Source organism: Sphaerisporangium sp. NPDC051017 (assembly GCF_040683095.1).
Lineage (GTDB): Bacteria > Actinomycetota > Actinomycetes > Streptosporangiales > Streptosporangiaceae > Sphaerisporangium.
On record NZ_JBFBCI010000075.1, the window covers coordinates 1 to 20,260 of the forward strand.

The 20,260-nt window shown below is 69.8% G+C and carries 21 protein-coding genes; 10 read left to right on the forward strand and 11 right to left on the reverse strand.

Features of this window, described 5'->3' with window-relative positions; all coding sequences use genetic code 11:
• Positions 1-306: 306 nt before the first annotated feature.
• Positions 307-639, forward strand: coding sequence for a hypothetical protein (locus AB0M95_RS36060; RefSeq protein WP_363774726.1), 333 nt, complete (start codon positions 307-309; stop codon positions 637-639).
• A 10-nt stretch (positions 640-649) separates the two neighbouring features.
• Complete coding sequence (locus AB0M95_RS36065) at positions 650-988, forward strand: helix-turn-helix transcriptional regulator (protein WP_363774729.1); 339 nt, start codon at positions 650-652, stop codon at positions 986-988.
• 299 nt (positions 989-1,287) lie between these two features.
• Here the strand turns inward: AB0M95_RS36065 and AB0M95_RS36070 are convergent, their stop codons facing one another.
• Entirely contained in the window at positions 1,288-2,133 is an 846-nt protein-coding gene (locus tag AB0M95_RS36070; protein WP_363774732.1) for an ATP-binding protein, read from the reverse strand.
• A gap of 226 nt (positions 2,134-2,359) precedes the next feature.
• Here AB0M95_RS36070 and AB0M95_RS36075 point away from each other — a divergent pair, with 226 nt between their 5' ends.
• The 4 genes from AB0M95_RS36075 (at position 2,360) to AB0M95_RS36090 (ending at position 5,132) form a co-directional block, all read left to right on the forward strand.
• Positions 2,360-3,148, forward strand: a complete 789-nt coding sequence (locus tag AB0M95_RS36075; protein WP_363774735.1) for a helix-turn-helix transcriptional regulator — start codon at positions 2,360-2,362, stop codon at positions 3,146-3,148.
• Entirely contained in the window at positions 3,139-3,342 is a 204-nt protein-coding gene (locus AB0M95_RS36080) for a DUF397 domain-containing protein (RefSeq protein ID WP_358518528.1), read from the forward strand. The genes AB0M95_RS36075 and AB0M95_RS36080 overlap by 10 nt, the downstream gene beginning before the upstream one ends.
• Positions 3,343-3,527: 185 nt before the next feature.
• On the forward strand, positions 3,528-3,728 hold the full coding sequence (locus tag AB0M95_RS36085; RefSeq protein ID WP_363774738.1) for a DUF397 domain-containing protein: 201 nt from the start codon (positions 3,528-3,530) through the stop codon (positions 3,726-3,728).
• 264 nt (positions 3,729-3,992) lie between these two features.
• Entirely contained in the window at positions 3,993-5,132 is a 1,140-nt protein-coding gene (locus tag AB0M95_RS36090) for a DUF3103 family protein (RefSeq protein ID WP_363774741.1), read from the forward strand.
• Positions 5,133-5,195: 63 nt separating this feature from the next.
• Here AB0M95_RS36090 and AB0M95_RS36095 read toward each other — a convergent pair whose 3' ends face one another.
• From AB0M95_RS36095 to AB0M95_RS36110, 4 genes are read right to left on the reverse strand one after another with little or no spacing between them, the layout of a single operon-like run.
• Positions 5,196-5,771, reverse strand: coding sequence for an ATP/GTP-binding protein (locus AB0M95_RS36095; RefSeq protein ID WP_358518520.1), 576 nt, complete (start codon positions 5,769-5,771; stop codon positions 5,196-5,198).
• Positions 5,752-6,129, reverse strand: a complete 378-nt coding sequence (locus AB0M95_RS36100) for a DUF742 domain-containing protein (RefSeq protein WP_358518517.1) — start codon at positions 6,127-6,129, stop codon at positions 5,752-5,754. Before AB0M95_RS36100 ends, AB0M95_RS36095 begins: the two co-directional genes overlap by 20 nt.
• Positions 6,126-6,533, reverse strand: a complete 408-nt coding sequence (locus tag AB0M95_RS36105; protein WP_358518514.1) for a roadblock/LC7 domain-containing protein — start codon at positions 6,531-6,533, stop codon at positions 6,126-6,128. Before AB0M95_RS36105 ends, AB0M95_RS36100 begins: the two co-directional genes overlap by 4 nt.
• Positions 6,530-9,148: a nitrate- and nitrite sensing domain-containing protein gene (locus tag AB0M95_RS36110; protein ID WP_363774746.1), complete on the reverse strand. Its 2,619-nt coding sequence runs from the start codon at positions 9,146-9,148 to the stop codon at positions 6,530-6,532. Before AB0M95_RS36110 ends, AB0M95_RS36105 begins: the two co-directional genes overlap by 4 nt.
• Before the next feature lie 111 nt (positions 9,149-9,259).
• Between AB0M95_RS36110 and AB0M95_RS36115 the strand changes: the two genes are divergently transcribed.
• Entirely contained in the window at positions 9,260-10,084 is an 825-nt protein-coding gene (locus tag AB0M95_RS36115; protein WP_363774749.1) for an SDR family NAD(P)-dependent oxidoreductase, read from the forward strand.
• A gap of 407 nt (positions 10,085-10,491) precedes the next feature.
• Positions 10,492-11,568, forward strand: coding sequence for an acyltransferase family protein (locus AB0M95_RS36120; RefSeq protein ID WP_363774752.1), 1,077 nt, complete (start codon positions 10,492-10,494; stop codon positions 11,566-11,568).
• A 6-nt stretch (positions 11,569-11,574) separates the two neighbouring features.
• Here AB0M95_RS36120 and AB0M95_RS36125 read toward each other — a convergent pair whose 3' ends face one another.
• From AB0M95_RS36125 to AB0M95_RS36150, 6 genes are all read right to left on the reverse strand, one after another.
• Positions 11,575-13,548 carry an NAD(P)-binding protein gene (locus AB0M95_RS36125; protein WP_363774754.1) on the reverse strand — a complete coding sequence of 658 codons (1,974 nt, stop codon included), beginning with the start codon at positions 13,546-13,548 and terminating at the stop codon, positions 11,575-11,577.
• Positions 13,549-14,314: 766 nt separating this feature from the next.
• The gene (locus tag AB0M95_RS36130; protein WP_363774757.1) at positions 14,315-15,358 is read right to left on the reverse strand and encodes a methyltransferase domain-containing protein; all 1,044 of its coding nucleotides are present in this window, start codon (positions 15,356-15,358) and stop codon (positions 14,315-14,317) included.
• Positions 15,359-15,383: 25 nt separating this feature from the next.
• A complete protein-coding gene (locus AB0M95_RS36135) occupies positions 15,384-15,797 on the reverse strand; it encodes a lasso peptide biosynthesis B2 protein (protein WP_363774760.1) in 414 nt (137 codons plus the stop codon).
• Entirely contained in the window at positions 15,794-16,057 is a 264-nt protein-coding gene (locus AB0M95_RS36140) for a PqqD family protein (protein WP_363774762.1), read from the reverse strand. The genes AB0M95_RS36135 and AB0M95_RS36140 overlap by 4 nt, the downstream gene beginning before the upstream one ends.
• The gene (locus AB0M95_RS36145; RefSeq protein WP_363774764.1) at positions 16,041-17,900 is read right to left on the reverse strand and encodes an albusnodin/ikarugamycin family macrolactam cyclase; all 1,860 of its coding nucleotides are present in this window, start codon (positions 17,898-17,900) and stop codon (positions 16,041-16,043) included. Before AB0M95_RS36145 ends, AB0M95_RS36140 begins: the two co-directional genes overlap by 17 nt.
• Positions 17,901-17,999: 99 nt before the next feature.
• Complete coding sequence (locus AB0M95_RS36150; RefSeq protein WP_363774766.1) at positions 18,000-18,119, reverse strand: lasso RiPP family leader peptide-containing protein; 120 nt, start codon at positions 18,117-18,119, stop codon at positions 18,000-18,002.
• A gap of 202 nt (positions 18,120-18,321) precedes the next feature.
• Between AB0M95_RS36150 and AB0M95_RS36155 the strand changes: the two genes are divergently transcribed.
• Together AB0M95_RS36155 and AB0M95_RS36160 are read left to right on the forward strand one after the other, a co-directional pair.
• Positions 18,322-19,620, forward strand: a complete 1,299-nt coding sequence (locus AB0M95_RS36155; protein ID WP_363774769.1) for a helix-turn-helix transcriptional regulator — start codon at positions 18,322-18,324, stop codon at positions 19,618-19,620.
• A gap of 426 nt (positions 19,621-20,046) precedes the next feature.
• On the forward strand, positions 20,047-20,247 hold the full coding sequence (locus tag AB0M95_RS36160) for a hypothetical protein (RefSeq protein WP_363774772.1): 201 nt from the start codon (positions 20,047-20,049) through the stop codon (positions 20,245-20,247).
• The last annotated feature ends 13 nt before the right edge of the window (positions 20,248-20,260 follow it).

The window sequence follows — 20,260 nt, forward strand, 5'->3', positions numbered from 1 at the left end:
AGTTCGGCCAGGGCTTCTACGGCTGGATCGGCGACGTCCGCATCTCCTCCCGCCCCCTGAAGCCCACTGAATTCCTGACCCCCTACAAGTAACCAACTCTGAAAAGGGGCCGGCATCCGTGTCGGCCCCTTTTACTGGTACGCACGCATGGTCCCGCACCGTCACCAGTGCGAACCCACCACCTCAGGAACGAACGATGTTCCGTAGGAGCCCCAACCTCCGGTATCCAAGACAAGCCAACGCCTGGTCACTATCTTCCAACCGTGAACGCGACCTGGTGCACGTGTTCGGAGAGGGCTGGCTGCGATGACCTCGACGGTGCCGACCACTAACCACCTGAAGTTCCGCGTCACTCTTGAGGAGACGCTCGACACGAAGATCGTCGTGTGGGGTGCCGATCCCACCGATGCTCCCATCCGTTCCGGGGTGAGCGCTCGTACACTCGCGGAACTCTTCGAGGAGGTCGAAGCGGTCAAGCACTTCATCCTCGACCTTCCAACCGATGTCCCGATTTCCGTGGAATACGCGTACGAGCTACCCGGGGTGCCGCAGGACCTTCTCCATTCCTACCAAGAAGAACGCGCACACCTTCGCCGAGCCGCCGCTGAGATGGCGACGCGGAAAGTGCACCTGATCTAGGAGACCTGACATGGTACGCGTGCGACTCGAAAGTTGGTCCGAGATCGGGGGGCGGGTGGCAGCGGCGCGGGAGCGTGCGGGTTTCACTCAGCGAGAGCTTGGTGATCGGGTCGGGCTACACCGGTCGGCGATCACGCGCGTGGAACTCGGTCAGCGTCAGTTGGACGCGTTGGAGTTGGCTCGGTTCGCGGAGGCGCTCGGACGGTCGGTCGAGTGGTTTCTCACCCGCCCGCTGGTGCCGATCGCGAGCCACTGTATCGGCCTCTCGGCCGGCCAGAATGTCCCGCGACTCGAGGATGAGCTGGAAAGAACCAGCCGGGACGTGGAGTTGCCGACCGAAATAGGGTGAAAATCCCGATCCAGTGTGCCGCTATCGCGTAAACCCCTGAACATTGCGTTTGCTTCTGCAAAAAATTCGGGGAGCCCGAAGGCTCCCCGGAGGCGCAATGCATGCGCAGGCGAAGCTGCGCACGGGGTTGTAATGAGATCAGAGTACCTGACCGATCCCGAGAGTATCAAAGCTCGACACATCAGGCTCCGTGCCTGTCCTGGACGTGCCTCAGGGTGACGGCAGGAGAGGAGCGATTCGCGGACATCGGGCCGGTTCGGCACGTACCCCCGGTGCGATCTTGCTCGGGCGTCTTGGTCTCATCGAGGGGTTGCGTGTGCGTCGCCTGCTTTCGGTCCCTCGGGGGATGGCAGATGCCAGCGGGCCCAGATGGTCTTGCCTGGGCCTTCTGGGAGGGGGTCTGTGCCGTGGGCGGTGGTGAGGGCCGCGACGATCGGGAGGCCGCGGCCATGGAGGGAGTCGGGGCTGAGGGAGAGGTGGCGGGGGCTGCCGGGGCCGTGGTCGGTGACGTGGATGGTCAGGCACTCGGGGGAGGCGCTGAGGGAGAGCCTGATCGGGGGCTCGCCGTGGGTAACGGCGTTGGCGAAGAGTTCGGCGGTCACCAGGACCGCGTCGTCGGCGAGGTCGTCCAAGGCCCAGGCGGTGAGAGTGTCGTGGACCATCCTGCGGGCCTTGGCGGCCATGGAGGGGTCGTGGGGCAGGTCCCAGGACGCGGTACGCGTGCCGTCCGGTGTTCCGGTCATCGGGGCTACTCCTCGGCGTGGGGGAGGCGGGGCAGGGACAGGGGGTGTGGCGAGAACGCCTGGCGGAGTGGTCCGCTCGGTTTCGCTCATCGGGGCGGCCTGTCCGGTGGTCCGCCGGGCTTCATGTGGCGGGGTGGTTTGTTCGGCTTCGCGCATCAGGGTGCGTAGTTCGTCGGGGATGCGGGCCTGGACGATCAGGGGGCTCGGGGTGGGCCAGGTGGCGGCGGCGTAGAAGCGGCGGGTGCCGACGCCGTACCAGATGGACCAGCCGGCTTCTAACTGGTCCAGTTGCTGTGCTGCGGCGCGCTTGGCCGGGTCCCACCGTCGCCGGGTGACCTGTACGACGGGTGCTCCCCGCCGGTGCCGTCCGTTGACTCCCGTGGTTCTCCCGAGAGTACGCATGCGGTTTCCTCCGTCGGCTGGATTTGCCCGTTATGGATGAGCGGCCAAGGTCGAATGTTTCGACATTTCGGACAGATCTGGGCTATTCATCTCGCGTTTTTAATTAACGCTTCCCAGGTTTATGACCAGCGTCGTAGGCTCCGCAATAAGGCGCCGACCGTACGGGCGACCGTGAAGGCGGCATCCATTCCGTGAGCGACTGTGAGGGACCGTGAACGGCAATCGCATGACACCGCTCGAATTCTTTGCTAGGGAACTCCGGCAGGCACGCGAGGCTTCCGGGATGAGCCAGTCCCAGCTCGCGACGGCGATCGTCGGCTACTCCCCGTCCTTCGTCGCGATGGTGGAGACCGGCAGAAGGGTCCCCAAGCCCGACTTCGCGGAGCGCTGCGACAAGACACTCGGGACGGGGGGAATTCTCACCCGGCTGGCCGAGGACCTGGTGTGCAGGGGAATGCCGCCGGAGTGGTTGGGCAAGTGGCTGCAGATCGAGAGTACGGCTACATCGCTACTGTCCTACCAACCGCTTCTCGTGCCAGGGCTCCTGCAGATAGAGCCGTACGCGCGGGAGGTCATCGCCACCTCGGGCAGATCCTTCGATGTCGATGACCAAGTAGAGGCGCGGCTGGCTAGACAGCGCGTATTGGCTGGTGACAGTCGCCCAATGCTGGTCGTCGTCCTTGACGAAGGTGTTCTTCGTCGGCCCGTCGGTGGATCACAGGTAATGCGCGAACAGCTACGTCACTTGCTCGCCGCCACTCAACGACCTGACGTTGTCATTCAGATTGTGCCGCTGGGGGCCGGTGCATATTCTGGTCTCGCCGGGCCCTTCGTCGTCGCCGATGTCGGTGGAAGGGAGGTCGTGTATGTGGACAACGCGCTGAGCGGCGAGGTCGTCGAGCATTCCTCCGACGTGGCGACCATGAAACGCCTGTGGGAGTCCCTGCGAGCAGAAGCCCTGCCCATGAAGCAGTCGATCGAACTGATGGCGAAGGTGGCGGAGACATGGACGTGAAGAACCTGCGCTGGCGGAAATCCTCCTACAGCAGTGGCAATGGCGGGGACTGCGTGGAGGTTGCGTCTCTGCCGCAACGTGTGGCCGTGCGAGACAGTAAGAATCCGGGCGGACCCGTGCTGGGGTGCGCTTCCGCTGAGTGGCACATGTTCGTCGGTGAGGTGAAAGCCGGTCGGCTGGGCGGGCGTGACTAGGTCCCTGCGCGCTCTTTGGCGCTGATCCAGGGTCGTTCCAGATGATCCGTAATCTGGCGCCGGCATCGCCGTCGTCCCTTCTCGCCGACGCGGCGCCAGATGTGGGAGCACGGTGAAACCGGTGGCAGCGTGATGGCGGAGGTTCCGGTTGGACCGTGGTGGTCTGTTGACAAGAGGGCGGAAAGATGGACGTGAACAGGTCGCTGTGGCGTAAGTCTTCTTACAGCAGTGGCAATGGTGGTAACTGCGTGGAAGTCGCGGCTCACCCAGAGGGGGTCGCTGTGCGGGACAGTAAGGATCTCGGGGGGCCTGTGGTGCGGTTCGGTGGCGGGGAGTGGGGGGCGTTCGTCGCTGGGGTGAAGGCGGGGGTGTTCGCGGGCGGGTAGTGCGGCGGGCGGTGGCTCGGCGGTGACGGGGAATGGACGGGGGGTTGCCGGGGGGCGGGGCGCGTGTGAGGTTCTTGTGCGGGTGCTGGGGTGGGGGTTGAAGGCGACAAATCAGGCTTGACTTGTGGGCAAGTTCGGACATTTCAATGCTTGTAAGAATTTGTCACTCTCCGACTGACTCGCTGCTTCGTCTGGGACCGGGAAACCCCCTGGCCGGAGTCCTCAGAGAGCTTCGTGGAAGTTCGAGGTAGAAGGAGAAGGCTCGTGACCCGAGTCCTCATGACCGCCCTCGCCACCGTCACCGCACTCGCCCTGACCACCGGGACGGCCGTGGCCGCGCCCGCCGATCCCGGCTCGGCCTCCCTGACCGGAGGTGCCGCCCCCGCAGTGGAGCGCACGGCTCCGCTGCCGAGCGAGGTGTTCACCGTCACCGATCGCCTCGCCGAGCAGGTCGCGGGGGTGCTCGCCGACAAGGCCGTCCGTGAGCGCGCCGTGGCGGCCACCGCGGCCGGGGACGCGGACCTCGCGGCGTTCGCGTCCGGCACCACGCTGGACGGGGCCGTGCGCGCCGCGAACCAGGACGTGCTGGCGGCCAAGGCGCTTCCCCTGAACGGCGGTTCGCTGCTGCGCGTGCGGCTCGCGGAGCCGTCCATGCGTGCGGCCCTGGCGCGTGGTGAGGCGCCGCTCGTGGCGGCGGCCCCGACCGACGACGAGCCCGCCCCGATCACCGCGTACGACCCGCGCGGCGGCAAGGTGAGCCTTGATCCGGCGAAGGCGCCCAAGCGGCCGGTGCTGGTCGTGGACGTCGACGTCGCCAAGGCGCTGCCCCTGGGGCTCCAGGTGACGCGGGACGCCTTGGCGGCCCGGGGCCTCGTGGCCGCCAAGCCCAGCGGCGCGCAGGTCAAGGCGGCGGGTGGCTACTGGGCGACGAAGGTCAACGCCGTCCGGTTGAAGGACGACAAGGAGCCCTGGATCAAGGGCGACGCCGAGATCTTCAGCGTCGTCGGCGGCTTCGGCCTGGACGGCAAGGCGACCGTCAACATCGTCCAGATGCCGTACCTGGACAACGACGGCACCACGTACTACCCGAACCAGCTCCTCGTGCACTACTCGGCCTACAAGTACAACCTGGCCGACGTCGTCATGATGGAGGACGACGGTGACACCAACTACCTGGCGCTCGCCCAGGCCATCGCCACCGCGCTGCTGACGATCATCGACGCCGGCGTGTACATCCCGCTGGTGAACGGCATCCTGTCGGCGATGCCCAACTCGTGGTGGACGGACGACCCCGACTACGTCGACTCCTGGTACACCCTGGCCACCACCAGCAGCGGCCACCTCAACGGCGCCGGCGGCAACGGCTGGATGGAGGTCAGTCCGTACTGGGTGCCCGAGCTCTGACCGGTACAACGACGGGTGGCTCCCCCGCGCGAACACGGGAGAGCCACCGTCGGGCGTTCCGGGCTACCCCGCGGCGGGGGTCAGCGTGCGCAGGGCGTGTTCGACCAGGGCCACCAGCACGATCTTGGCGGAGGCGCGGCGGCGGACGTCGCACATGATGACCGGGATTTCCGGGTCGAGGTCGAGGGCGATCCGGACATCCTCCGCCTCGTGGCGGTCGGCTCCGTCGAAGCAGTTGACCGCGATGATGAACGGCGTGCCGCGCTGCTCGAAGTAGTCGATGGAGGGGAAGCAGTCGGTGAGGCGGCGCGTGTCGGCGAGGACGACGGCCCCGAGCGCGCCGTAGGACAGCTCGTCCCACATGAACCAGAAGCGCTCCTGGCCGGGCGTGCCGAACAGGTAGACGACCAGGCCCTCGCGGATGGTGATGCGGCCGAAGTCCATGGCGACCGTGGTGGTCGTCTTGCCTTCTACCCCGTCCACGTCGTCGACGCCGATGCCGCGGTCGGACAGCACCTCTTCGGTGCGCAGCGGCCGGATCTCGCTGATCGCCCCGACCAGCGTGGTCTTGCCCACGCCGAACCCGCCCGCGACCAGGATCTTGAGGGCGACGGGCTCCTCAGAGGGCTCGTAAGCCATTGATCACTTCCTTGAGAATGCGCTCGCTAGGGCGCGGCCCCTTGTTGTGGGCGGGGGCCCGTACGCTGATCAGGTCCTGGTCGTGGAGATCGCCGAGGAGAACGCGGACCACGCCGAGCGGCAGGTCGATCTCGGAGGCGATGTCCACGACGGACATCGGCCGTTCGGCCAGCTCGAGGATGCGAGTCTCCTCGGGGCCGAGACCGGCGTCGCCAGTGTACGGAGCGCCCGTCGCCGTGACCATGGCGATCAGGTCGAGATCGTCCGCCGACGACCGCGTGCGCCCGCGGATGAGCGCGTACGGACGGACGATCGGCCCTGCCTCCTCGTCGAGCCACTGCTCTCCCCGCCTGGTCATGACAGGGTCCGCCGCGGATTGGTCGAGATGTGCTGGCCCACGCGCTTGACGAGCATCGCCATCTCGTAGGCGATGTGACCGACGTCGGCGTCCGAGCTGCTCAGCACCGCGAGGCAGGTGCCGGTGCCGGCCGCCGTCACGAACAGGAAGGCCGACTCCATCTCGACGATGGTCTGCCGCACCTCACCGCCGCCGAAGTGGCGTCCCGCGCCGCGGGCGAGGCTCTGGAAGCCGGACGCGACGGCCGACAGGTGCTCGGCGTCCTCACGGCTGAAGCCCGAGGAGGCTCCCACGACCAGGCCGTCGGTGGAGAGGATGACCGCCTGGCGCACGGCCGCGACCCTGCTGATCAGATCGTCGAGGAGCCAGTTGAGTTCGCCATTCGACGACACTATGCCGGTCATTCGTCGCCCTTCTCGCCATTCGTCAGGTGTACGTAACCATCACTATGGTTGCGTAGGTCGCGCCTTTGGTCACGTTGGTCCGGTCGGATGGTGACGGGGGCGTCGCTCTCGGATGCTCCGGTTGGCGGGGTGTTCTCGCCGTCGTGGCTGCTCAGCGGCTCGCCGTGCGCCCTCGGGCCGTCGGCGGCCATTTCCGGGACTTCTTCTTCCGCTTCGAGGCGTCCGCGGCGTCCTCCTTGCTGGAACGCGGCGAACATGGCGCGGGCATCTTCCGGCGACCGCTCCGCGGAGCCGGTCGCGTCCGCCGTGCGTCGCGGCAGGGGGGTGGCCTCCGCGGGCGTGGGCGCGGACAGGGGGCCGGTGGTCTCGCGGAGCTGGGGCGCCATGTTGGCCTGGCGGACGCGGCGCGGCAGCCCGCGGTGCGTGCCGGTGGACGTGGAGCGGGGGGCGGGCCGCTCGGGCGCGTCCTTCGCGGGTACGGGCGGGCCGATCGGGCCGGTGTCCGCGATGCCCGGCACCACCGTCAGGGACGGTGTGGACTCCGGCGCGCGCGAGGTGGGCGGGGTGAAGAACATCGACGGCTTCGGCTCGTCGGCGGAAGCGGCGGGCCCGGCGGTGAGGGCCGGGGTCTGCCAGGCCGAGGACGAGGGCGTCGACGGCGCCGGTGGCGCGGTGAGCGGGCCGGGGGAGGGGACGACATCGGCCAGCGAGCCGGGGATGGGCGAGGGCGAGCCGTCGTCGGCGACCAGCGTCTTCGGGATGAGGACGATGGCCGTCGTCCCGCCGTACGCCGAGGCGCGCAGGATCACGCTGACGCCGTTACGCGCGGCGAGCTGCCCGACCACGAACAGGCCGAGCCGGTCGCTGTCGGCCAGGTCGAACTCGGGCGGGTGGGCGAGGCGCTCGTTGACGGCGTCGTACTCGTGCGGGGCCATCCCGAGGCCGCGGTCCTCGATCTCGACGGCGAAGCCGTTGGCCACCACCTCGCCGCGCACCTGCACCCGGGTCTGCGGCGGCGAGAAGATCGTCGCGTTCTCGATCAGCTCGGCGATCAGGTGGATGAGGTCGGTGACCGCGTTGCCGCTCAGGTGGGCGTTCGGCAGGGGCATCACGGTGACCCGCGTGTAGTCCTCGACCTCGGCGACGGCGGCGCGCACGATGTCCACGACGGGGACGGGCTTGCGCCACGCGCGGCCGGGCGCCGCGCCCGACAGGATGATGAGGCTCTCCGCGTGGCGGCGCATGCGGGTGGTCAGGTGGTCGAGCTGGAACAGGTCCCGCAGGGCGTCGGGGTCGGCGGCGCGCCGCTGCATGGCGTCCAGCAGGGTGAGCTGCCGGTGCAGCAGTCCCTGCTTGCGGCGCGCGAGGTTCAGGAACACCTGGCCGACGCCCCGGCGCAGGTTCGCCTGCTCCACCGCCGCCTGGACGGCCGTGTGGCGTACGGAGCCGAACGCGCGGGCGACGTCCGCGGTCTCGGCGGAGTCGCCCCCGGTGATGTCCGGCGCGTCGGCCTCGACGTCGACCTCCTCGCCGCGGCGCAGGCGGGCCACGACGTGCGGCAGCCGTACGTCGGCGAGCTCGCGCGCGGAGTCGCGCAGGTCGCCCAGGTCGCGGACGAGGCGGCGGCCGAAGCGCACCGAGATGATGATGGACGCGATGACCGCGACCAGGCCGAGCCCGCCGGCGAGGCCGATGCGGACCAGGATGCCGGTGGCGACGCTCTGGGCGCGGCTCGCCATCGTTCTCGACGACTTGAGGCCGACCTCGTCGAGTATGGCCGACAGGTTGTCGGTGATCGGCCGCCATGCCTTCACCGACGGGGGAAGCGGGGCGCCCGCCCGCGCCCGGTTGATGAGGTCCTGTTCCATGGTCTGGAACCGCTTGAAGGTGAGGGTGGCGAATACCTCTTCGTACGGTTTGCGGAGCTCGGGGTCGAATGTGGCCATGCCCCGGGCGTACTGCGCGCGGCGGTTGGCGGCCCAGTCGGCGAGCGCCGCGTACTCGGCGTCGGACAGGCGGCCGGTGGAGAGGGCGCCGAGGACGAGGGCGTTCTCGCGGGAGATGTACTCGCGGGCGTTGCCCATCGCCAGCAGCGCGCCGGCCTGCTCGAAGATCGTGAGGTCCGGGACCGACGACATGCGGTCGTACACGTGGAACATCGCGTCCATGATGTGGTTGTAGGACTGCGCGATGTCGAGGCGGGTGGTCTGCTCTGTGTCCACGTTGGCGCGGAGGGCGGGGAGTTGCCGGAGTTCCTCCTGGAGGGCGTCGAGCGCGTCCTCCATCCCGATGGTGTCGCCGGATTGGCGGGTGACCTCGGCCTCGAACCTGGCGAGCGACAGGTCGGTGGTGTGGCGCTGGGCGGCGAGCCGGTCGACGTCGCCGGCGGAGGTGCTGAGCCGGGAGACCGAGAGCATGCGTTCGGCCTGAAGCTGCAGGCCCAGGTCGGTCGAGGTGACGCCGATGCCCTGGTAGGTGGTGTTGGCCCTGGCGAGGGAGATGCCATCACCAATCGTGAGATTCAGGACAAATCCCCATAAGGCACTAAGTGACAGCAGAGGGAGCAGTAGCAATGAAAAGATCTTGAAGCGGATGGACCGCTTGCCAGAACCCATGGTGACTCCTGCATGCCTCGGAGGATCGTGCCGTATTTATAGGGAAATGCACCTCCGGAAGATCGGTCTGAAGGCTAGCACCGATAGAGTTCCGGCGTACGGGAGGCAGACATGATTAGTGTGATCACAGGGGCCAGCGCCGGCATCGGAGCCGCCGCCGCGGAGGGGCTCGCGCGCGCCGGACACGACGTCGTCATCGTCGGCCGATCCCGCGCCAGGCTCACGTCGGTCGCCGACGCCGTCGCCCGCGCGGCCGGTCGCCGTCCCGACATCGCCACCGCCGACTTCGCCTCCTTCGAAGAGGTCACCCGGCTCGCCGCCGACCTGCTCGACCGCTACGAGCGCATCGACGTGCTCGTCAACAACGCCGGGGTCATGTCCACCGAGCGGCGGCTGACGCGCGACGGCCACGAGCTGATGATGCAGGTCAACCACCTGTCGCCGTTCCTGCTCACCAACCTGCTGCTCGCCCGCGTCACCGCCTCCGCGGGCAGGGTCGTCACGACCTCGTCCCAGGCCGCCAAGTCCGGCCGCCTCGACCCCGGCGACCTCGACCGCGGGCGCCGCCGCTGGAGCGCCTGGCTGCAGTACGGCGACACCAAGCAGGCCAACGCGCTGTTCACGGTCGCGCTCGCCCGTCGCGGCGTCGCGGCCACCTGCTTCCATCCCGGCGTCATCCGCACGGGGTTCGCCCCCGACAGCCTGTACATGAAGCTGCTCATGGTGATCCCCGGCGTCGCGCGCACCCCCGAGCAGGGGGCGAGCACGCTCGTCCACCTCGCCACCACGCCCGACGGCGTCAAGCACACCGGGCGCTACTTCGCGAAGGGCGTCCCGGCCTCGACGTCCCCGCGCATGACCGACCCCGAGCTGGCCGCCGCGCTGTGGACGAACAGCCTCGCCGTCACCGGCCTCTCGGCGGACGAACTGTCGTGAAATCGTTGTGAAGCGGTGGGCCGGAAAGGAGCCCGGCCGGTGCCCGTAAGGCTCCGGTCAGCTCTTCTTCAAGTGGCGGACGGGTGGTGTTCGCCTGGAGGACACCTGGCGTTCGCCGCGCTCCCAGCCGATTTGGCTAGGGTCCGGAGGCTGTGACAGCGCCCCACCGCCCGGAATGGGTCGGCCCCGAATTCGAGACGCAGCCGATGCCGGCCGTCGTCCCGGAGCCCTCCCCGGCCCCGGAGACCCACGCTCCGGCCGTCCCGGCGGCTTGGACGGCCCCCGCGGCCCCGGCGGTTCCGCCGGCTCCGAGAATTCCGGCGGCCCACCCCGATCCCGCTGCGCCGGCGTACCAGCCGCCCCCCGTCCTTCCGGCGCACCACGCGGTTCCGGCGGACCGGCCGTCCGTGGCTCCGGCGGGCCCGCCGCCCGAGGCTCCCCTGGCGGCGCCCCGTCCGGAGGGCGAGGACGTCAAGGTCGCGCCGGTGAGGCGGGAGCGCGACCCGTACCTCGACAACGCGAAGTTCCTGGCGATCATCCTGGTGGTGTCCGGCCACCTCATCGAGGGGCTGCGAGACGTCGCGTTCGCGCACGCCGCGTACTTCTACGTCTACACGTTCCACATGCCGCTCTTCATCATGCTTAGCGGCTACCTGTCGAGAAATTTCACCTTCTCGGCGGGCAAGGCGCGGAAGCTGATCAGCGGCCTCGCCGTGCCGTACGTCATCTTCGAGGTGGCCTACTCGCTGCCGCGCCTGATCCTGTACGGGAAGCTGGACATCAGCCTGCTCGACCCGTACTACCTGACCTGGTTCCTCATGTCGCTGTTCATGTGGCGGCTGTCGACCCCGGTCTGGCAGCAGCTCCGCTGGCCGCTCGTCATCGCCGTAGGCCTGTCACTGATGTCCGGCATGAGCGACCTGCCCGACGAGCTGTCGATGAACCGGACGCTCGGCCTACTGCCGTTCTACGTTCTCGGCCTGCTCCTGCGCCCCGAGCACTTCGACTTCCTCAAGCGGCCGTGGGTACGGGTGCTCGGCGCCGTCGTCCTCGCGGCAGGGCTGCTCGCCGCGCTGGCCTTCCACACCGACATCGCCACCGAGTGGATCCGCTGGCGGCACAGCAACGCCAAGATCGGCGTCGGCAACCTGAACGGCAGCCTGATCCGGCTCGGCATGCTGGCGGCCGGGGCCGTCCTGGTGGCCGCCTTCCTCGCCGTCACGCCCTCCCGCCGCACGTGGTTCTCCGGCCTCGGCATGGCCACGATGTACGCCTACCTGCTGCACGGCTTCGTGGTGAAGCTCCTGGAACCGTACGACCACCTGCTGGTGAACCCCGCCGGTGTGGCGCTGACCGCCGCGTTCGGTGCCGTCCTCGCGACCGTGCTGTGCACCCCGCTCGTGCAACGCCTCTTCCACTGGGCCGTCGAGCCCGACACGTCGTGGGCGTTCACGATGATCCGGCGTCCGCGCGGCTCCCGCTGAGACCGCTCAGGCCGCTTGGGGACCGCCCGGGCCGCTCGGATCGGCCGGCCCGCCGGGACCCGCCCGCAGTTCGCCCACCGCGCGGTACGCGGCGCTGACGGCCGCGTCCGCGTCGGCTCCGGGCACCGAGTCGGAGTTGGCGACGGCGATGCGCCCGAACCGCCGCCGCGCGATCTCGGCGGGGAACGGCCCGTCCGGGTGGAAGGCGTCCCACGGGCGCACGTACTCCGGCGCGTACCCGTGTCCCCATCGGTTGATCGTCAGCCCCTCGATGTCGCGCGCCGGGTCGAAGCCGTAGGGGCCGAGAAGGCGGGCGAGCTGCTCCCGCACGCCGAACTCCATCGCCGCCCGCGGCGTGCGGGCCAGCTCGCGGCGGCCCGCGACCGCGGCGTCCCTCGGCGCGAGGCCCCGCCGGGCCGGGGTGTGCAGCAGGTGGACGGCGATCGGCTCGTCCGGGTGGGCCGGCGCGCGGTAGGAGCCTGCGCTCACCGGTGGCGCGAGCTCGGCCGTGACCCAGTACGCCCCCGTGAACCGGACGCGGTGCACCCCGGCCTCGCGGAACGCGCGCCAGCCGTGCAACTGCGCCGTCGCGTGCACCAGCGGCATCTTCACCGCCTGGCGCATCGCCGCCTTCTGCTCGTCGGGCAGATCTTCGACCAGGTAGGGGATGACCATGTTCCAGCACGCCATGACCACCGCGCCCGCCCGTACGGTCCTGACCCGGCCGCCGTCGTAGTAGCCCACGGTCGCGGACGCCGCGGTGCCGGGCGGGCCGTCGTTGCGGACCAGCACCACCGGGCTGGACAGGCGTACCCGCACGCGGTTGCCGGGACGGTCCAGCGTGCCGTAGTCGAACCACGTGGTCGTGATGTGCCGCGGGGAGCACGACCCGGCGAACCCGGGCACCATGCGGGCCACCATCATCCGCACGAGCGCCTGGTTGCCCTCGGGGAAGCACGGGACGTCGGCGTCGCGCGCGGCCCAGCGCCGGGCCACGCGAGGCGCGTTGTACGGCGAGGGGGCCGAGCGGTCCAGGCGCAGGCCCGAGAAGCCGGGGTAGGCGAAGCGGCCCGCCTCCGCCCAGGCGTCGACGGCGCCGAGCGCGTCCGCGCCGTAGGCCCACGTCGCGTTCGGCATCGTCTGGCAGAAGGCGACGGCTTCGGGATGGACGCGGCACACCTCGCGCAGGAACCCCGCGTACGTGAGCCCGGCCAGCATCTCCTTCTTGCGTGCGTCGGTGAGGCCGGGGAACCAGTCGGGAGCGTGCTCGAACAGCATGACCAGGTCGCGCCGCGCCCGCTCCGCGACGGGCAGTTCGGTCACCCAGCGCCGCGCGGGCTTGGCCGGGTCGAGTACGACCAGCCTGTCGGCGGGCCCGGCCGGATAGGTCTCCCGGTCGCAGAAGACGCCCTCGTGCATCCCGAGCGCCCGGTAGAAGTCCTCCGGAGGGCGGCGTCCGCGCACGTCGACCCCGAGCTCCGCGAGCAGCTCCCTGCCCTCGGCCGACCACGCCGAGGGGGCGTAGAGCGAGCGGGAGCCGCCGTGCCCGACCAGCGGCCCCGCGCGCCCGGCGGGGCGGAACTCGTTGCGACGTGCGTGCCCGCCGACGTCGTCGTAGTTGTCCAGGACGAGGACGCGGGCCTCGGGGTCGCGCGCCGCCCAGGCGTAGGCGGCGGTGATGCCGCTGATGCCCGCGCCGACCACGACCAGGTCGTAGCTCTCGCCGGTCGGACGGGGTGTGCCCGCGCGCTCCCAGAAGCGTCCGTCGCGCAGCGCGTGCGGCACGCCGAGCGCGTCCGGGGTGTCCCCCTGGAGGGTCCGGGCGTGGGATGGGCGGATCGCCCGGATCGCGGCGTGCCGGGCCGCATGAACTCCGGGTCCGCCCTGCCGGACGGAGACACCCCCGGCCTGCCGGACGGCCTCCGCCCCGGTTTGCCGCTCTGGGTGCCCGACCGCCGCACAGGCGGCGGCAACCACCACACCGTCGACGAACTGACGCCGGCTGATCCGCCCGTCCGCCCCGAATGTCCTGGGATCGGAGGGGCAGACAGGCCCTGCCGGTTCTGAACAAGCACGACGGTCCCCGTCCGAGGGAGGCTCGCGCACGCGCCCAGCCGTCGACTCCCCAGGTCCGAAAGCGCATTCTCCGGAGCGTGGAGCACGTTTACCGCTTCCGAGAGCACGTTCCCCGAGTCCGGGAACATGTTCGCCGGGTTCGTGCGGATGTTCCCCGGAGTCGCGGGGACGCCCGTCGGGGGCGTCTCCGTCACGCGGGAAATGAGCCATCATTCCGCGATCATCACCCGACCGGAAATCGGACCGGAGCGTGTCGCGCAGCGCGGGCCGATCCTTTCAGCCTTATTTGCCTCCCGCTGTACCACTCAGCACCAGACCGGGAGAATCGCCCGACGCCTACCATTCGAGCCGGTCATGGTCGTCGTGAGACTGGTCGCGGCCGCCCGGTGCGCCAGCCAGGCCAGCACAAGGCAGACGACGATGTACAGCCCGGCGACCGTCAGCGCCGCTCCTGTTCGCTCAGTGGCGCGCGCCGAAAGGCCCACCACCCACCCGAGGTGCCGTGCGCCTCACCCACGCGATCCGCAAGATGGGGTAGTCCCGGTTGAGAACGGCCACGGCGCCCCGATCACTGAGATGCCCCGGCGTCGCGGTCTCGTCTGGATTTGGCGGTATCTGAGTCGGATGTTGGGTGGGGGCTTTGCTGTGTTAGCAGGAGATGGAGCCCCGCTCAGAGAGTCAGGCGGACCAGACTGCCGTCTTCGCCGCGTTGGAGGTCGGGTCGCAAGCGGTCGAAGCCTGGGCGGCCTAGCACGCGCCAGTTCTCGGCCCAGGCGGTCAGAGCGTGCAGCGCCTCCTGATCTCCTGCGTGGATGGTGTGCTGGGCGTCGCTGGGGCTGGTCAGCGCGGCTCCGGTGGGGCTCGTGTAGCCGATCCGCCAGGCGGGGTCGCCTAGGGCGGCGGTGGTCAGTCCGGCGGGGCGGGTGGCGAGCAGGTAACCGTAGAAGCCCTCCGGGTTCTCTGTCTCTGCCAGGGGGCCGGGAACCGTTCGAGCGTCGGCGATAAGTCGGTCCAGCAGGGCCTCACCAGAAGCGGTGGCCGCCGTGCCCTCGGTGCGTAGCCAGGTAGCCGACAGCCACCATGGGCGGTCCTGGTCGTCGTGGGTGAGCGCGTCGGCGCCGTAGGGCGGGATCAGCCATTGGTGCACGGCCTGGTCGTGCGCCTCTACGAAACCGCCGGAGATGAGCCGCTGCGGCTCCAGGTTCTCGCTGTCGCGGCCGACGCGGACGATCGCGAACGTTTTCGCGAGGCCGGTCACGTTGACCGGGGTGACGATAACTGCCTCGGGCGTGATCTGGCGGATCCACTCATCGGGAATCCGCTCGACGGTGGCCCAGGCGATGACGCGGTCGAAGCGCGCGACCGCGCCGGGGGCGCCCTTGACGCCGTCCCCGCAGATCAGCTCGACGTTGCGGCTGCCATGGGCACGCAGAAGTTCTGCGGCGCGGGCGGTGAGATCGGGGATGACCTCGACGCTGGTCACCCGGCCGGTGTCTCCGACGAGCCGGGACAGCAGCGCGGTGGAGTAGCCCGAGCCCGTGCCGATCTCCAGCACGCGCTGACCGGGGTCTACGTCGAGCAGGTCGAGCATGGTCGCGATGATCGCGGGTGCGGAGGTCTGCGGAATGCGGGTGCCGTCCGGCTCGCTGGTGTAGGAAGCCTCATCGACCATATCCAGAGCGGCCTGGACAGGCGGGCTGAACGACGTGCTCATCACGGTTTCTCCTCGGTCGGCTTGATCAGATTCGTAGGAGCGTCAGGTAGGGCCGGTCGGGGTTGGCCGGTTCCCCGGCCGGGCCGGTGTCGGTTTCGATCCAGGCGTGTGTGGAGTAAGGGGCCAGCCGTCCGCCGACGCACCAATGCACGGCCCGCCCCCGGATGGCGGCGGCCAGCACGGCCGCGACAGAGTTCTCCAGGCACGCCGCCCGCCCGGGAAACCATTGTCCGGCCCATCGGGCCGCCGCAGCGGCGGTTCGCGCCTCCTGCGGCGTGGCGGGTCGTGGACGGTGGCGCTTGATCCAGGCGATGACCCGCACCATGCGGGAGAAGGGCAGGCTCAGCAGTACGATCCCCGCGGTGAACGCGGCCAGGCCGACGAGCCGATCAGCGGCCGAGACGCGTTCGACGGCGGGTAGGACCATATGGCTGCTCACGGTTTCCGCTCCAGTAGGCCGTGCTCGCGCAGGCTGGTGATGAGGTGGTCCAGGTGGGTGCGCGCGGTGGCCTCGTCGATGTCGAAGTTCTCCAGCACGGCCGCGACGGCGGCGTCCAAGCCGCTGCCGGATGACAGGACGGGCCAGGCGACGGCGGCCACGGGGGTGAACCCGAACACCGTCCCGGCGGTCACGTCGAGCAGGAATCCGCCCTCGTCAGTAGCGCGGAAGATGGTCTTCTGGTCAGCGTACGACGGCATGGCGTACCTCCGGAGAATGCGCGGTCCACAGGGCCGGCCGGGGGCGGCGTATTGCGTGCAGCCACACCTCGGCGGCCACCACATCGCCCAGTGAGGCCAGCGGCCCGATGCTGCCGGCGAGCAGGAGATCGAGCGCCTGGCGCACGCGGACAGCGTCGATCAGGCCGGCCTCGGCCAGCAGGGGGCTGTGCAGCAGGTCGTGCAGGTCGGGGGCGGCCTGCCGCAGCCCGGCGTACATGCACGCGGTGAAGGCTCCCTTGGTGCGGCGGGCGAGCAACTGGGCGGGCACCAGCCCGTCCAGGGCGGCGGCCAGCAGCGGTTTGGCCGCCGCGGTGGTGGTGCGTTCGATCACCGGAACGGCCGCGCAGGCGGCGACGACCTGGTTGTCCAGGTAGGGCGCATGGAGGTCGATGCCGAAGCTCGCGGCCAGGTGCGCGTAGGGGCGGCTGGCCGCGCCGTCCCCCCGTACCAGGCGCAGCGCGGCGGCGTCGCCGCTGGCAGCCAAGGCGGGATCGCCGTCCTGCATGGCTGCGGCGAGCTGGTCAGCCAGCTCCGCTCGGACGGCGGGTTGCGCCCAGGTCACGGCGGGAGAGGGAGCGAACCAGCACAGCAGGTCCTCCACACCGCGCCTGGGCGGCAGCGACCCTTCCCGCAGTGCCTCGCGGGCGGCGGCCATGGCCTGCGGGTAGTTGGTGCGGGACATCCGTACCGCGGCCCTGATCACCGCGTGGGCGGGTCGGTGCCGCAGGCGCGCCCACGCCGAGGCTTCGCGCACCAGGCGGGCCGCGCGGCCGGAGCGCGCGAGGTCGGCCAAGTAGGCGAGCGGGCCGGTAAGCACCGAGTCCCCGCCGTCGCCGGTCAGGTGTAGCCCGCCCTCTGCCACTGAGAGGAGGACGCGGTCACGCGCGTGGAACAGGACGTCCTGCGCTGGCTCGTCCAGCAGCGGCGCCCCGTCGAGATCGGTGAACGGCAGCATACCCGGCTCGCCGACGATCTCGATGTGTTTCAGGGCGGGTTCGACCTGGGCGCACATCCGGGCGTAGGCCAGGTCATCGGCGCTGCCGCTGACCGGATCGACATAGGTGACGGCGGGCAGCCTGTCTCCGGGCCGAGTTGCGGCGGCGAGCAGCGCCAGGGAGGAGGAGTCCAGGCCGCCAGACAGGTCGGCCGACAGGCGCGGCGCGCGGGCACAGCGACGCCGGACCGCCATCAGCAGCGCACGGCGCAGGCGGCGGGCTCCCTTCGGCGCGCTGATGCCGCCCAGCGGCAGCGCGAGCGGCTGCTGGCGTACCCCGCGGGGACCGAGTGTGAGGAGGTGGCCGGGCCTGGACCGCTGGATCGAGGTGAACGTCGAGTGGTCGGTGGCTGCGTGGGGAATGTCGGCGGCGAACAGGTAGGCAGCCAGCCACCGATCGTCAGGCCCGGCGCCGGTCAGGTCGGCCAGCGGCAGCGGACTGGAGCTGTAGGCGATCCCGCCTTCCCAAGGAGTGAAGAACAGTGGCCAGCATCCGGCCAGATCCGGGATGACGGTCATATCGTGCTCATCGACGAGCAGGATGACGTAACTGCCAGGCAGGGCCGTCAACAGCGTGAGGTCGCCGCTGCGTTCGGCCCGGCCGAGCGCAGTATCCAACTCGGCGTCGGTGGCCAGGCAGGCTCCCAGCACGGCGGCCTGACGGCGGCCGACACGCACGACGCGTGCCTGCCAATCCCATTCGCCGACCGTCCACGCAGCCCGCACCGTCTGGCCGGGCACGTAGGTGAACAAAGGCTTGGCGTCGGCCGGGGGCGGCGGTGGGCTGCCGCCTGCCGAGCCGGGACACCATCCAGCGAACCAGCGCATGATCCTCCTCTGCTCGCCTGTCTCGTCGCGCCGGAGGCCGGCGTGCCCCGCCAGGTTTCTGCCTGGCGGGGCACGCCTTCACCGATCCGGCGAAGGCCGTCAGTTGTAGTACTTCTTCTTGTCTGCGGTGTCATTGCTCTGACTGCCGAGCGTGAACGCCCGCACGTCACCGAGCACCACCAGCGCAGGCGGGCTGTAGGAGCGCTTGTTCTGCTTCATCGGGATGCACTTCCTTCGACTCCGAAGCCGGTCCCGGCGCCGATCAGCCGGGCTGACCTCAGATAACGCCTGCTTGAGCAGATCGGCCAATTAGTCGTGCATGCCCTGCACGCGGTGTGCATGTTCCGCACATCACCTGTCCGAGGAGGTGGGCGCGGCGTACCCTGGGCGCGGATCTGGTGCCATGACGCCGGGAGCTGCGGTGACCCCCCAAAGCGAGTGGGAATCAGCACGAGCGAGGGCGCTGATCGCCGCCCGTGACATCGGTGGTGCGATCCGCTTCGCGCGAGAGGCGCGAGGCTGGCGGCAGGCCGATCTGGGCAAAGCAGTCTCCTGTTCGGCCTCGACCATCTCCCGCCTGGAAAACGGCCGCCGGGCGGCGATCGACCTGGAGACTGTGCGGCGGGTCGCCCAAGCTGTCCGCATCCCCTCCCATGTTCTCGGAGCGTTTATTTCGGTCCCCCCTGTGACTACGGTGGTCACGACGACAGCCCCGCCTGCCGAGGAGGACCCGATGCGCCGCCGTACCCTCCTGTCCGCCACAGGGCTGGCGATCCCTGCGCACCTGCTGGCCAGACTCGACGACGCCCTGGTCATCCTGCCGGCCGCCTCCAGCGCCCCGGGCCTGCCGCACATCACAGCTCGGCTCACGCAGGCCCGCGACCATTTCGACAGCGGCCATCTGGCACGGCTGCTATCCGACCTGCCCGACCTGCTGGCCGTCGCTCACGAAGCCGCCGACCGGAACACCAGGCCCGAGACCTACGCGTTGGCCGCTGCCTGCTATGAGGTGGCGACTTCGGCGCTCAACAAGATCGGACGCCATCAGGCGAGCCGGATTACGGCCGACCGCGCCACGATGCTGGCCAAGCTGTCGGACTCCCCGGTCAGCATGGCCACCGCCGCGCGCTGCTTGAGTATCGTGCTGCGTCACGAAGGCCGCGGACCGGCAGCCGACCAGGTCACCCTGCGCGCTATCGCACTCCTGGAGTCAACCGGACTGACCCAGCCGGCTCAGGCCGCCGCCTATGCCCAGATGCTGTGTACCGGCGCCTATAACTCGGCTCAGGTCGGCGACCGCGACCGTGCTCTTGAGATGATCAAAGCGGCATCGCGGGCAGCCCATCTTCCTGCCAGGCCTGGCATACCTCACGCCATCAGCCCGGCCCACGTCACTGGATACGAGATCAGCGTGCATTGGTCGCTGGGCGACGCGGGCGCGGCGCTCCACGCCGGGCGCCGCGTGCACCCGAGCCAGTTGCCCACTCCAGAGCGGCGCGGTCGGCTGCACACCGACCTGGCGCGTGCCTGGTGGCAGTGGGGCAAGCCTGAGCAGGCCGCCCTCGCGCTGCTGGACGCCGGCCGTGAATCGCTGCCCGAGGTCCGGGACCGGCCTGCCATCCGCTCAATGGCTCTCCAGCTCATCGACCGGCATCCCCGGACGCCGGGGGCACGCAAGCTGGCTGCTCTGATCGGTTACCGGAGGGCCCTCGACTCTTGAGGGCCAGGGACGCTCCGCGCTCCCATACCGACTGGCTGCTGGAACGCCGCCGCCGGGCTGAGCAGGCCCTGGTTCGAACCGGTCGAGCTGGACGGCCGCCGCCCTCTTGTCCAGATCCCACCGCGTGGGGCGAATCTCGGTAATGCTGCGCGAGGCGTATCGAGACCTGTACGTGCCTGTTTCTCGCCAGGAACAAGAAGAGGCCGAAAGTCGAGCGTCGCGGTCTCGTCTGGATCTGGGGTATCGGGGTTGAATATGCGGGAACGCGGGGCCGAGGCCGGTCGTTGGCGGGGGTGAAGGCGACACGCGCGGATGGTCAGAAGCGTGGCGAAGAGATAACAGATCCTTCGCCCGCTGATGATGTGACGGGGCAAACGGGGTAACGTTCGCGTTCGCGGCCTATGTAAGGCGACGGGGTGTACAAGGGTGGTCGGGAAACAGGGCAGGGTGACCGGCAGAATAGGGCCGGGGCTCGTGGGCGAGGTGTTAGTGCCGATACGCGGGGGCGTTGAGGCCTTCTACGCCCATCCAGCGGTTCCCGACGAGGAGATCCCGGTGGGGACGATCATCGTCGTCGTCGAATATTCGCCGCCACGCACGGTCTACGTGGCTCGCGCGATCGTCTGACCTTCTCTCTCCC

Coding starts and splice junctions, on each gene's coding strand:
- AB0M95_RS36060 (WP_363774726.1), top strand. CDS start 307: ATGACCTCGACGGTGCCGACCACTAACCACCTGAAGTTCCGCGTCACT.
- AB0M95_RS36065 (WP_363774729.1), top strand. CDS start 650: ATGGTACGCGTGCGACTCGAAAGTTGGTCCGAGATCGGGGGGCGGGTG.
- AB0M95_RS36070 (WP_363774732.1), bottom strand. CDS start 2,133: ATGCGTACTCTCGGGAGAACCACGGGAGTCAACGGACGGCACCGGCGG.
- AB0M95_RS36075 (WP_363774735.1), top strand. CDS start 2,360: ATGACACCGCTCGAATTCTTTGCTAGGGAACTCCGGCAGGCACGCGAG.
- AB0M95_RS36080 (WP_358518528.1), top strand. CDS start 3,139: ATGGACGTGAAGAACCTGCGCTGGCGGAAATCCTCCTACAGCAGTGGC.
- AB0M95_RS36085 (WP_363774738.1), top strand. CDS start 3,528: ATGGACGTGAACAGGTCGCTGTGGCGTAAGTCTTCTTACAGCAGTGGC.
- AB0M95_RS36095 (WP_358518520.1), bottom strand. CDS start 5,771: ATGGCTTACGAGCCCTCTGAGGAGCCCGTCGCCCTCAAGATCCTGGTC.
- AB0M95_RS36100 (WP_358518517.1), bottom strand. CDS start 6,129: ATGACCAGGCGGGGAGAGCAGTGGCTCGACGAGGAGGCAGGGCCGATC.
- AB0M95_RS36105 (WP_358518514.1), bottom strand. CDS start 6,533: ATGACCGGCATAGTGTCGTCGAATGGCGAACTCAACTGGCTCCTCGAC.
- AB0M95_RS36110 (WP_363774746.1), bottom strand. CDS start 9,148: ATGGGTTCTGGCAAGCGGTCCATCCGCTTCAAGATCTTTTCATTGCTA.
- AB0M95_RS36115 (WP_363774749.1), top strand. CDS start 9,260: ATGATTAGTGTGATCACAGGGGCCAGCGCCGGCATCGGAGCCGCCGCC.
- AB0M95_RS36130 (WP_363774757.1), bottom strand. CDS start 15,358: ATGAGCACGTCGTTCAGCCCGCCTGTCCAGGCCGCTCTGGATATGGTC.
- AB0M95_RS36140 (WP_363774762.1), bottom strand. CDS start 16,057: ATGCCGTCGTACGCTGACCAGAAGACCATCTTCCGCGCTACTGACGAG.
- AB0M95_RS36145 (WP_363774764.1), bottom strand. CDS start 17,900: ATGCGCTGGTTCGCTGGATGGTGTCCCGGCTCGGCAGGCGGCAGCCCA.
- AB0M95_RS36150 (WP_363774766.1), bottom strand. CDS start 18,119: ATGAAGCAGAACAAGCGCTCCTACAGCCCGCCTGCGCTGGTGGTGCTC.